This is a genomic window from Pseudomonas graminis (assembly GCF_001705435.1).
Taxonomy (GTDB): Bacteria; Pseudomonadota; Gammaproteobacteria; order Pseudomonadales; family Pseudomonadaceae; genus Aquipseudomonas; species Aquipseudomonas graminis_B.
The window spans coordinates 648,120-660,074 of sequence record NZ_MDEN01000069.1; the positions used below are offsets into that span (position 1 = coordinate 648,120).

Annotated in this window: 11 protein-coding genes; 2 read left to right on the forward strand and 9 right to left on the reverse strand. The window is 59.6% G+C overall.

Going from position 1 to position 11,955, the window contains the following annotated elements; genetic code table 11:
* Nucleotides 1-56: 56 nt before the first annotated feature.
* From BBI10_RS25095 to BBI10_RS25105, 3 genes are all read right to left on the reverse strand, one after another.
* A complete protein-coding gene (locus BBI10_RS25095; protein ID WP_065992760.1) occupies nt 57-821 on the reverse strand; it encodes a 2-keto-4-pentenoate hydratase in 765 nt (254 codons plus the stop codon).
* A 90-nt stretch (nt 822-911) separates the two neighbouring features.
* Nucleotides 912-2,210 carry an MFS transporter gene (locus BBI10_RS25100; RefSeq protein WP_083233261.1) on the reverse strand — a complete coding sequence of 433 codons (1,299 nt, stop codon included), beginning with the start codon at nt 2,208-2,210 and terminating at the stop codon, nt 912-914.
* A 101-nt stretch (nt 2,211-2,311) separates the two neighbouring features.
* Nucleotides 2,312-3,523 (reverse strand): pyridoxal-phosphate-dependent aminotransferase family protein, encoded by a 1,212-nt coding sequence (locus tag BBI10_RS25105; protein ID WP_065992764.1) that lies wholly within the window; start codon nt 3,521-3,523, stop codon nt 2,312-2,314.
* A 161-nt stretch (nt 3,524-3,684) separates the two neighbouring features.
* Here BBI10_RS25105 and BBI10_RS25110 point away from each other — a divergent pair, with 161 nt between their 5' ends.
* Both BBI10_RS25110 and BBI10_RS25115 read left to right on the forward strand, forming a co-directional pair.
* Nucleotides 3,685-4,410, forward strand: a complete 726-nt coding sequence (locus BBI10_RS25110) for a GntR family transcriptional regulator (RefSeq protein WP_065992768.1) — start codon at nt 3,685-3,687, stop codon at nt 4,408-4,410.
* A gap of 25 nt (nt 4,411-4,435) precedes the next feature.
* A complete protein-coding gene (locus tag BBI10_RS25115) occupies nt 4,436-5,689 on the forward strand; it encodes a glycine hydroxymethyltransferase (protein ID WP_065992772.1) in 1,254 nt (417 codons plus the stop codon).
* Nucleotides 5,690-6,178: 489 nt separating this feature from the next.
* Here BBI10_RS25115 and BBI10_RS25120 read toward each other — a convergent pair whose 3' ends face one another.
* The 6 genes from BBI10_RS25120 to BBI10_RS27430 form a co-directional block, all read right to left on the reverse strand.
* A complete protein-coding gene (locus tag BBI10_RS25120) occupies nt 6,179-7,165 on the reverse strand; it encodes a restriction endonuclease (RefSeq protein WP_065992774.1) in 987 nt (328 codons plus the stop codon).
* 144 nt (nt 7,166-7,309) lie between these two features.
* On the reverse strand, nt 7,310-8,233 hold the full coding sequence (locus tag BBI10_RS25125) for an HNH endonuclease (RefSeq protein ID WP_208600770.1): 924 nt from the start codon (nt 8,231-8,233) through the stop codon (nt 7,310-7,312).
* Between the two features lie 232 nt (nt 8,234-8,465).
* Nucleotides 8,466-8,999, reverse strand: a complete 534-nt coding sequence (locus BBI10_RS25130; RefSeq protein ID WP_065992778.1) for an REP-associated tyrosine transposase — start codon at nt 8,997-8,999, stop codon at nt 8,466-8,468.
* A gap of 254 nt (nt 9,000-9,253) precedes the next feature.
* Complete coding sequence (locus BBI10_RS25135) at nt 9,254-10,501, reverse strand: ribonucleotide-diphosphate reductase subunit beta (RefSeq protein ID WP_037012114.1); 1,248 nt, start codon at nt 10,499-10,501, stop codon at nt 9,254-9,256.
* 638 nt (nt 10,502-11,139) lie between these two features.
* Entirely contained in the window at nt 11,140-11,748 is a 609-nt protein-coding gene (locus tag BBI10_RS25145) for a putative adenosine monophosphate-protein transferase Fic (protein WP_065992782.1), read from the reverse strand.
* Complete coding sequence (locus tag BBI10_RS27430) at nt 11,748-11,918, reverse strand: YhfG family protein (RefSeq protein ID WP_141695266.1); 171 nt, start codon at nt 11,916-11,918, stop codon at nt 11,748-11,750. Before BBI10_RS27430 ends, BBI10_RS25145 begins: the two co-directional genes overlap by 1 nt.
* Nucleotides 11,919-11,955: the final 37 nt, after the last annotated feature.

The window sequence follows — 11,955 nt, forward strand, 5'->3', positions numbered from 1 at the left end:
CATACAAAAAGAACCCGCCAGCTCGGCGGGTTTTTTTATGGCAGCGAGGTAAAGCGTCAGGCCAGCGTCAATGAAACCGGCGGCAACCCTTCGATCTGCCCCAACACCTCAGCCATGCCCTGGGCGAAGTGCATGCCGGTGTATGAACCCGTCGTGATCACCAGGTCCTTGGACAACGGCAGTCCATTCAGGGTGTGATGGTTGACCAGCCACGGCAATAGCCGGCGCGGGTCGCCTGCCGGATTGCCGACTTTTGACGGCACGATGCTCTCGCCATTCACCGTGAAGGTCAGCGTCGGTGCAACAAAGGGAAACGACCCGTCGTAGGGTACGAAATCACCCACCACCAGGGCGCCGTGGTTAAGCAGATCGGCCAGTTGCGTCAGCGGCTCGATCTTAGGCCAGGCCGCAAACCGGCTGGAAACCACCTCGACGGACGCCGCCATTTCGCCGATGCCGGCCATGACCTCATCGTCGCTGTACGCCTCATCCCGCGGGCCGAAGTCGCGGTTGAAGCGGAAGGCGATTTCCAGCTCCAGACCCACCGGCGGATAGACGCTGCGGTCCAGTGTGCCGGTCGACGGGAACAGGCAGTCGCGGGGCAGGGGCGAGCCCTGAATCGGCCCGTCCGTGGACTTCGAACCGATCTTCCAGCCGCCCGCTTCAACCCCACGCAAGCGCAGGATTTTCTGCTGCGTGAGGTACGCCGCGTCGCGGTCGGACGGGTTCAGCTCGAAATCCAGGTCGCCCAACAAATCATGCTTGTTCTGCGCATCGACGATCAGCTGCGCCAGGCGCGAAGGTTGGGTGTCAGTGTCCAAAAGCGTTCTCCATTGAAGTGGCTCGATTGCAGGTGCCGGGCTGAAGCTTTATGGATCAAGCACCGCCCGAAGGCGGCTCCCGGTGTCGCTTTATTTACTGACCACTGGAGAAGGTTCCGCGCCCGGCGTCAGCGGCGCAGCCGGCTGCCCGTAGTCAAACTTGTTCTGCGGCTTCATGCGGAACGACAGCACGACGCCAATCGCCAGCAGAACAATGCTGACCAGAAACGGCAGCTGCCAGTTGCCAAACTTGTCGATCAACAGACCGGCGGCCACTGGGCTGACGATGGCGGCCATGGCCGATCCGGTGTTCATCATGCCGCTGGCGGTGCCGCAATGGTCCGGCGCGATGTCCATCGGAATCGCCCACATCGGGCCGATGGTCATCTCGGAGAAGAAAAACCCGATCGCCAGGCAGGCCAGGGAAATGTGCATGTCCTTGGTGAACATCAACGGCACCAGCGACAGCAGCGTCAGCCCCAGGCACACGGCGACCATCAGGCTGCGCGCCTTGTTCAGGTCCTTGGTGCGCGCATAAATGCGGTCACTGACGATGCCGCCCAGGGTGTCGCCGACCACGCCGCCGAAGAACACCGTCGACGCGAAAATCGCCGTGCCCTTCAAATCCAGACCCATGTTCATGAAGTACATCGGCACCCAACTGAGCAGCAGCCACAGCGTCCAGCCGTAGCAGAAGTAAACGATCGTGACCGGGGCCATGCGCTTGAACAGGCGACCCCATGGCAGCACGACGCTGGATTTCACTTTTGGCGGCGGCAGGGTGTCCAGTTCCTGCTTGGAGATGCGCGGGTGGTCTTTCGGGTGCTCGGTGAACACCGCCATCCACAAGATGACCCAGACAAAACTGGTGGCCGCGCAGACATAAAACGATTCGCGCCAGCCGTAGGTGGCCATCACCGCGATCATCGCTGCCGGCGCCAGCGCGTTACCGAGACGGGCGAAGGCGTGGGTGATGCCTTGGGCGAAGCCGCGCTTTTCCTTGGGGATCCAGCGGGACATTGCCGCCGTGGCTGCGGGGAACGTCGCGCCTTCACCGAGGCCGAGGAGAATCCGCGCGACGATCAGCGAGACGAAGCCGCCGGCCAGCCCGGTCAGCACCGTGGCGCTGGCCCAGATCAGCCCGCACACCACCAGCGTGCGCTTGGCGCCAAATCGGTCGCTGACCCAGCCGCCGATGATTTGAAAGATCAGGTAGGGATACGCGAAGGCCGAGAAGACGATGCCGATCTCGGTCTTGGTCAGATTGAATTCTTTACCGAAACCAACGGCGGCGGTGCTGACATTGACGCGGTCCAGGTAGGTAATGAAATACATGGCGCACAGCATGAACAGCACCACCGTGGTGGGGCGCAGACGTAAAAACTTCATGTGCTATCTCCAGTTTCTTATTGTGTTCGCTGACAACGCGATGATTCGGGATAGTGAGATGTGTCAAAAAAGCTGCGGGCGTGCCGCAGCCAGGTGTGGCATTAGTCGCGTCGCAGCGGCACCGATTGCCCTCCCAGGTAATCCATGGCGGCCAGCACGCCGCTGGACTGAAGTTTTACGCCGGCCATCTGCAGGCCCATTTCGCAGCCGGTCAGGGTGGCCATCAGCATCAGATCGTTACAGTCGCCCAAGTGACCGATGCGGAACATGCGGCCTTTCATCTTGCCCAGGCCGGTGCCGAGGGACATGTCGAAGCGCTCGTAAATGGTCTTGCGCAGCTGGTCGGCGTCGATGCCTTCAGGCGTCATCACGCCGGTGAGCACGGGGCTGTAAACGCTCGGGTCGGCGCACTGGATTTCCAGGCCCCAGGCGGTTACCGCGGTGCGGCACGCCTTCGCCAGACGGTTGTGACGGATGAACACGTTGTCCAAGCCTTCGCCGAGGATCATGTCCAGCGCTTCGGACAAGCCGTAGAGCAAGTTGGTGTTGGGCGTGTACGGCCAGTAGCCGGTCTTGTTCATCTCGATGATCTCGTCCCACGCCCAGAAACTGCGGGGCAAACCGGCGCTTTTACTGGCCTCGATGGCTTTGGGCGACAGGGCGTTGAAGCTGATGCCCGGCGGCAGCATCAGGCCTTTCTGCGAGCCGGAGACGGTGACGTCCACGCCCCACTCGTCATGACGATAGTCGGCGGAGGCCAGGCCGGAGATGGTGTCGACCAGCAGCAGGGCAGGGTGGCCCGCTGCATCAATGGCCTTGCGCACGGACGCGATGTCCGACGTCACGCCGGTGCTGGTCTCGTTATGCACAACACAGACCGCCTTGATGCGATGCCCGCCGTCAGCCCGCAGGTGGTCTTCGATCATTTGCGCATCAACCCCGCCGCGCCAGCCTTCAATGCCGGGCCGACCGATGAACTGCGGCCTGAGGCCTAGACTCAGTGCCATCTTCTGCCAGAGAGTGGCGAAATGGCCGGTCTCGAACATCAACACTTCGTCACCCGAACTCAGGGTGTTGCACAGCGCCGCTTCCCAGGCACCGGTGCCCGACGCCGGATAAATCACCACCGGATGCAGGGTTTTGAAGATCTGCTTGATGCCTTCCAGCACCTTGAGCCCCAGCTCGCCGAACTCCGGGCCGCGGTGGTCAATAGTGGGGTAACTCATCGCGCGAAGGATGCGATCCGGAACCGGACTAGGCCCCGGAATCTGAAGGAAGTGGCGACCGGCAGGGTGGAAATCGAGCTTCAGCATCGGTGACTCCTGGTTTTTTATAGTTTTGTATTTTGAATTCAAAATTAACCTAGCACAGGGCGATGCTGTGTCAAACGGCCTAATTACGCTAATCTTCCCAGCGAACTGGAGCATTTTCGAATAAGGACTCGATGCCAGAGCGGGTCCGATAAGGATTTTGTATGCAAAATTTTGACGAACTATCCGACCAACCGGCGCCCCGTCTCATTCCCAAGGTCGAACGCCAGCGCCTCCATGACATCGTCATTGATCACCTGCGCGGCTTTATCACCGAAGGCGTGCTCGCCCCGGGCACCAAACTCAACGAGCGCGAGCTGTGCGAAACCCTCGGCATCTCCCGCACGCCGTTGCGCGAAGCGTTGAAGGTGCTGGCCGTGGAAGGGCTGATCGAAATCAATCCCAACCGAGGCGCCAGCGTTGCCCGCATGTCGGAGCTGGAGATCCGCGAAACCTTCGAACTGATGAGCGGCATCGAAGCCTTCGCCGGGGAGCTGGCCTGTGAGCGCATCACCGCTCAGGAAATCGAAGACATCAAAGCGCTGCACTACGCCATGGTGGTCAGCAAAAACCAGAACGACCTGCCGGGTTACTACCAGCGCAACCGCGCCATCCACGACCTGATCAACCTGGCCGCGCGCAACTCGGCGCTGCGGCAGGTCTACCTGTCGCTGAACCGGCGCATCCATGCATTACGCTTTCTCTCCAATCATCAAGCCCCGAAATGGGACCGCGCACTGCACGACCACGAAGAAATGATCGAGGCCCTGCAAGCCCGGGACGGCAAGCGCCTGAGCAGCATCCTGCGCCACCACCTGCTGGAAAAACGCGACGCCCTGATGCTGCTGGTCAGGGACGAGTCCGAGCACCCGGATTCCATTCGTCGTTGATTCGTCATTAAGGGAGCTGCCGACCATGCCCCGTGATCTCGATGCCTTGCTCGCCGCTTGTGCCGACCGATTGCCGCAACTGGAAACCCAGCGCCTGATGCTCTATGCCGGTGCCAACCTCCCCAGCGCCCGCGCCATCGCCGCGTATAACCCTGCGCTCAGTGCCTACCCGGCGATGGGCCCGACCGGCCACAAAGAACAGCCAGACACCGAACTGGTCAGTGAGCTTGAAAGCTTCACCCGCCAGGCGGCCATGACCCTGTTCGGTGCGGCATGGGCCGAAGTCCGCCTGGCTAGCTGCACCCTCGCCCACCTGGCCATCTTCCACGCCTACTGCCGACCGGGCGACAAGGTGCTGGCACCCGCTGCCGAGCACGGCGGGCACCTGAGCCAGCGCCGGGGCGGCACCGCAGAATTGGCAGGTCTGGTGGTTGAAGACCTGCCATTCGACCGCCGCAACTGCCAGCTCGACGCAGCGCGCGCGGCGGAAATGATCACCCAAATCCGCCCCAGGCTCGTCGTGCTCGGCCGCAGCGTCATGATCAAGGCCGACGACATCGCCCCGGTGGTCAACGCCGCCCGTGCGGTCGGCGCCAAAACGCTATTCGACGCCTCCCACATGCTGGGCCTGATCGCCGGCGGCACGTACCCCAACCCCTTTGACGCTGGCGTCGACCTCATCAGCAGCTCCACCTACAAAACCCTGCCCGGTCGACCCCAAGGGCTGGTGCTCGGACGTGACCCGGACGATGCACTGGCGCTGCACAACCTGCTCGACACCCGCCTGCTCGCGAACTACGACGCCGGCCGACTGCCGTCCCTGGCGGTCACCCTTACCGAGGCCCAGGCCACTGGCCGGGAATATGCCGCCAGTATCGTCAGCAACAGCGCGGCGCTGCATCGCGCGTTGGTCGATGCGGGTTTGCCTGTCATAGGGGCTAATGACGGCGAGGTGCACACCCATCAATTGCTGCTGCCGCTGTCACTGGATGCTGATCCGCGCGCTGTGATGCACGCGTTGCAGGCGCAGGCGATTCTGATTGGCACTTGTGTTGATCCTTCCCGTGCGGGGCATCAGGCGTTGCGGTTGGGTACGCAATTTATTACCCGGCAGGGGATGGAGGCGGGTGGCATGGTGGAGGTGGCGCGATTGCTGGGTGATGTTTTGCATGTCGGCGGTTGCGGTCGTCTGCATGCTCGGCCGGTCGCTGAAACGGCGCAGATGGCAGGGCGGATTCAGCAAATCCTGAGCAAAAAAAAGCCGCTGGGGAGCGGCTGAAGTTTGGAGCTTGGAGGCACCACGTCGGGAGCAACGACGCAGCGAACGACAGAAACAAAATGCTAAAAGCTGATCAGGCGTTTGACGTTCTCCGGCTTGGGTGTGGGTTTCCATCGTTCCTGCGCTCGGCGGGTTCGATGGGGTGAAGCCACCTTACGAAGCATCGAACGCAGGGGCAAATGAAACCCGGGTAACTATTTGTTAGCGAAAATGTTATGTGCGGGGAGGGGGGGAGGGCGGAACTTTCAGGGCTTCGTGGTGCTTCGCGGCACGGCGCTTTGTATGAGCGTGCCAGGCAGTCCCTGCCAGGCACGCTTCCACCGTAGGAGCGCGCTTGCCCGCGGAAATCGTGTCAGCACCTGATTCGTCACTGACACACCGCCATCTCATAACGCCGCTAGAGTGTCTGCGCGGCGGGGGGCTTGTTGGTGCGAGGTTTGTGCGGAGCACGTCAGGAGTTGGCTGACGTGCTCATCTGGTCTTGCGGCATTACTTCACCGTCATCGGCGCGAAAATCGCCCGGATCCCACGGCATTTTGGATAAGCCACACAACCCCAGAAATTCCCGCCCGCGTTGGCGCCGGTTCTCGCGACACGTATCACCATGGTTTTGCGGCAGTGTGGGCACAGAGGCGCTGGGGGCAGGGCAGCGGGTTCAGGCTCGGCTTCTCGTGTGACGGGTGGCGTCGCGGTTGGAGCTGGCGCTTGAACGGGGATCGGAGCTGGAGCGGGACTTGGCGTAACGACCACCTCTGGCTCAACGATGGCTGGCTCGACACGCTCTGGCGCCACCTCGACCGTTGGCTTTGGACCAGGCTTCTTGGCTTCGGCGATCCACTGCTTCAACACTGATCCGTCGACCAGTTGCACGTTGCGACCTGCTGCAAAATCCCTCGCCGGTTTGGTGAATGTCCCACTGGTGACCACGAAACCACCGACCGCGCCCTCAGCCGCCATCGCGCCATACAACTCTCGCACCACCGGCACACCCACCTGCACCGAACGCCATTGCTTGCACTGCACCACGTACGTCTCGCCGTCCTTGCGCGCGATCAAATCAATGCCGCCGTCCGGGCCGTTTTTGCCTGTTTCCCGTACTGAGTAGCCGCGCCGGCCTAGGGCTTCGCCCACCAGTAACTCGAACTCGTGCCAAGAGATGCTCAGCAGTGGGTTGCCTTTGGTGGCGGCGGCGGATTCGAGGAGATTGCGGCGTTTGCGGCGGCCGATGATAGAAGCGATGGCGCCGGCGGTGAAGATGAATGGCAGCAGGTATTGCCCAAACAAAGCGCCGGTGTGCGCCATGGTGCTGAAGACTACCGACTGCAAATGCTGAGGGTCGGAGTAGACGGGCATTGGCGCGGTCGCTACCGAGTGCAGGTAGAGGCCGGAGCTGATCGCAATGAGCGCGCTGATCCACCAGGGCAGTTTGCTGGCGATGTGAAACAGGTCTTCGAAGAGGGAGGTTTTTTTGGCCATGTCCTTGGTCTTTTGTTTGGTCCGTGAGGGTGGAGATTTTGCGAGCGCTCAAAAATCTGTAGGATTGAGCTTGCTCGCGATGCGGCGTGGCGGATAACCATGTATCGGCAGGATTACTCACACCGATAGAGCATTCACTTGTACCTACGTTGGTACTGCGGACTTTTTCGATCTTTTAGCTTCTTGCAAAGCTTTGGCTAATGCATTCTCCTTCGTCATTATCGCGACACGAAGTTCTTCATTCTTCTTGCTGCCATCTCTCCCGTAGTGAATCTCGCGATGGCACGTCGGACACACCCCGCCCACGAAGTTGGGGTGATCCAATCCCCCGTCAGAAAGTCGATTTACATGGTGGGGCTCTAGGTATGGAGCGCCGTCGACTTTGTAGAAGGGGGCAGGTTTTCCGCAGCTCTCACAGGTCCCATCTGCTCGCAGTAACACGTAGCGTTTTACTTTTTTACTCCGAGCGTAAACAGTTTTTAACACAAGGTTTTGGTCTCCCTCAGGCGTGTCGGAAGCCTCAAGCGCCGTCTTTCTTGCGGCCGAGAGCGACATGTCCACCGCCTCGTCTTCTTCGTTATCTGCATCAGGTTTGACCTCATCCTGCACATTCACGCTCACGGGGACTAAGCGGAAGACGATAGTTCTTCTCTTGTTGCCGTGTTTGTCGAGGCCTTCGCCCCATTCATAACTTGCACAGCAGAACTCATCTAGATAGCGATGTCCTTTTCCGTGACCCAGCGATTCAAATAGGTGCAGCGCTCGCCCCTCACGCGCATGGTTCAGAATCGCGAGGTTTCCTTTCGACAGCGTCATGTCTCCGGTCTGACCTTCCCCTGTGTAGGAGTAGACACCCAGGTCGTCTTTCTTATCGTGGTAGCCGTACTGCTCCCCGGATTTACCGGTGAATATGAAAACAGCACTCGATTTTGTTGAGCGAGTAATTCCCGGCTGATAACTGCCTCCATAGGGGAGGTGGATGTCGCGCTGTCGTTGGTAGATTTCTCCTTTGGTGAAGCGCGGCTGAGCGCGCTCAGGCTGAGTAGAATCAACCTCCTTTGACGACATCCTCTGGCTTAACGTGGGGGGCACTGTTCCATTCCGCGTGTAGGAAAAATTACCTAGCACTGTACGAATGGTTTGGATTTTTGGCTAGTAGCCTTACGCCTCTTATCCTTGGCCTCGCGATTAGCCGATCCCCTCAGACTTCGGGCGGGCTACCACCTTGATTTCAAAGTTCAGGTGATCCGATCGTTCCCACGCTCTGCGTGGTAATGCAGCCCAGGACGCTCCGCGTCCTTCAGCACCAACGTTGTACCTCGATCAAACCCGACTCACCTTGATAATCACGCGCACTCGAATATCGCCATTGCTCCCCGAAGTCGACATACCCTCGCTTCACAGGGTTCTGGTGTATGTAGTCGAGCTTCTGCTGCATGACATTCTCGCTGTAGACCATCTCCGCATGCACGCCTTCCTGCCAGACCTGATAAACGCGGTCGACCTTATGCGCGCGCTTAGCGAATCGAAGGCGTTGGAGGGTGCTCTCAGCATTCGCGAGTTGGAGGTAGTCGATGATGTTTCGCGCCGTGTAAGACTTGAACCCAGCTACAGATTTTGCGAGGTCTGGTGATTGGGCGAGATAGTGAAGATGATTTTCTAAGACGACATACCCATAGAGCTGTAGACCCTGATTCGCTTGTTGATAGCGCCATGTATTAAGCACGATGTCGACCAATGCCGGGCGGGTAAAGAGCGGCAGCCATTCGACGATGGTGCAGGTCAGGAAATGGGGTTTATCGATTTCCGTGATCATGTAGCGGCTTCGGCCCATGGATTCGTCCTTTAATCTGAATGGGGGCGGAGCGTCGGAGGCTAGTTTAAGTGGGTGGTAGGGAGTACCGCATTGGTGTTGCTGGGTGCTTCAGCCTGTTTAGTCGGCTACGGCGTGATGGACGCGGAGCGTCTAGGGCTGCATTCCCACGCGGAGCATGGGAACGATCAAGGTGCCTGCTCGGCGGTCCGCAATAAAAAGGGCCGCCATTTCTGGCAGCCCTTTCGTTTGCAGCTCACTAAGTCGAGATCAAATCAATCCCAGCTCAAAGCCCCACCTGTCTGATACTCAATAACCCGCGTCTCAAAGAAATTCTTCTCTTTCTTCAAGTCCATGATCTCGCTCATCCATGGGAACGGGTTCGTGGTTCCTGGATACTCTTCCTTCAGACCAATCTGCGACAGACGACGGTTCGCGATGAACTTGAGGTAGTCCTCCATCATCGCCGCGTTCATGCCCAGTACGCCGCGAGGCATGGTGTCGCGGGCGTATTCGATTTCCAGTTGGGTCCCTTGCAGGATCATCTGGGTTGCTTCTTCCTTCATTTCGGCATCCCACAGGTGTGGGTTTTCGATTTTGATCTGGTTGATCACGTCGATGCCGAAGTTCAGGTGCATGGACTCGTCACGCAGGATGTACTGGAACTGTTCTGCGACGCCGGTCATTTTGTTGCGGCGACCCATGGAGAGGATCTGGGTGAAGCCGCAGTAGAAGAAGATGCCTTCCAGGACGCAGTAGTAGGCGATCAGGTTGCGCAGCAGTTCTTTGTCGGTTTCGACGGTGCCGGTTTCGAACTTCGGATCGGAGATCGAGCGGGTGTATTTGAGGCCCCAGGCTGCCTTTTTGGCGACCGACGGGATCTCGTGATACATGTTGAAGATCTCGCCTTCGTCCATGCCCAGCGATTCGATGCAGTACTGGTAGGCGTGGGTGTGGATCGCTTCCTCGAAGGCCTGGCGCAGGATGTACTGGCGGCATTCAGGATTGGTGATGAGGCGATACACGGCCAGCACGAGGTTGTTGGCAACCAGGGAGTCGGCGGTGGAGAAGAAGCCCAGGTTGCGCAGGACGATGCGGCGCTCGTCGTCGGTCAGGCCTTCCGGGTCTTTCCAGAGGGCGATGTCCGTGGTCATGTTGACCTCTTGCGGCATCCAGTGGTTGGCGCAGCCGTCGAGGTATTTCTGCCAGGCCCAGTCGTACTTGAAAGGCACCAGCTGGTTGAGGTCGGCGCGGCAGTTGATCATGCGTTTTTCGTCGACCGCGACGCGGGCGGCGGAGCCTTCGAGTTCGGCAAGACCTTCAGCGACGTCCAGCTTGTCCAGCGCGGCTTTGGCGCGGGCAATGGCGTCGGAGTCGTTTGCGCTGACGGCGCGGGCTTCAAGCGCAGCAGCACCACCGGCGCTGTCGAGTTTGTCCATCGCGGCTTCGGAAGCATGGCCGGCGTTGGCGCCTTTGGCGGGTTCAGCGGCGTCTTCTTTGTCGAATTCGTCCCAGCTCAGCATGGTGAGGAGGCTCCTGCTAGAGGACCGGTTTTACGCGGCCTGTGGATTTGAGTAATCGGTTTGCTGCTGTTGTGACACGGGTCACGCCATACAGCGGTCGAGAGAAGTCTCTCTGAAATCTATGTGTTCGAGGTTCCGGTGAAGGCTGTCAGGCGCGGGGGCCGTCATCCGGGAGAGGAGCAGAACGCTGACACGGCAGACGAGTGATGACCATAAAACTCTGGTCGACTTGGGCTGCGCAGGTGGTCATGGCGTTGTCCTTGATTGGGGGGCGCGAGTATACGGAAATTTGCTCCGCACGTCTGTGCTGCGACCCGTATATCCGTCATTTTCAGCGGTCGTTCGACAGGGCGAACGCACGCTGGATTTTTCTTGACCTGACGGTGATTCACTGATTCTGAATCGCCTATCTAGTGGTCGTGGGCGTAAGAATACACACGATATGGTGTTTGTGAAACCGCGTATTTCGTCATCTGCCGGTGTTTGTGACGCAGGTCAACGGCTCATAAAAGCCCTTGACCCTGAAGACGCCCGAGATACGTGCCGTCCATGGATGCGCGAGCCCATACGCTACTCATTTCGATGACGGCCGACCTGACAAAAGGCGCTCGCGCTCGTGGTGTTTGAATCGAGGAGCGTCAATCAGCCGCAACCCCAATCGCCCCCCCAACACACCGCTCAAACACCCGCACCAACCCCTCATAATCACACCCCACCGCATCCACATTCGCCCGTATCCATTCCTCCGCCTCCACCGGCCACCAGCTGATCTCAAACCCCGCATTCACGATGAGGTGTTCAAACAGAATCCGCTGCGCCCGCCCATTCCCTTCTCGAAACGGATGAACCACGTTCAGATCCCCAAACAGCTCCGCACTCGCCGCAATCAAGGCTCCACGATCCAGCTCCTGAAACCAGTTCGCGTCGGCCAATGCCTTGAACAGCTTGTTGGCCTCGGGCTCGATGCGGTGGGTCACGCAGAAGTGGGTCTGGTCTTTGGAGATGTCGACGGTGCGCAGTTCGCCCGCCCAGTGATAGAGATCGGCGAACAGCTGGCGGTGGATGGCTTGCAGGTAGGGCAGGTCGTAGGGAGGAGGGGAGAAGTCGATGGCTTCGGCGGCGACTTCGGACAGGTCGCGCTCGGCTTGGGCCAGGGTTTCCGCGTCGGTGAGGTCGAGGCGGTTGCGCAGCACGGTGCTGCCGGGCGGACAGTAAGGGTCCTGTCCGACGCCGTATTTGTCGACCATCAGGCCTGTTTTTTGCGGTAGCTGGTGAGCAGATCTTCCCGGGAGGGCAGGCGGCGTTCGGAGTCGGCGGGCGAACTCTCGAAACCTTCCAGACGCAGGCTGGCGGCGTAATTGGAGCGGCGCGTTTTGGCGCAGTAGGCTTTTTTGGACTCTAGCGAGGCAGCTGGCATGGGCATTCTCCTGGCTGGGAATGAGGGGAGTGTAACG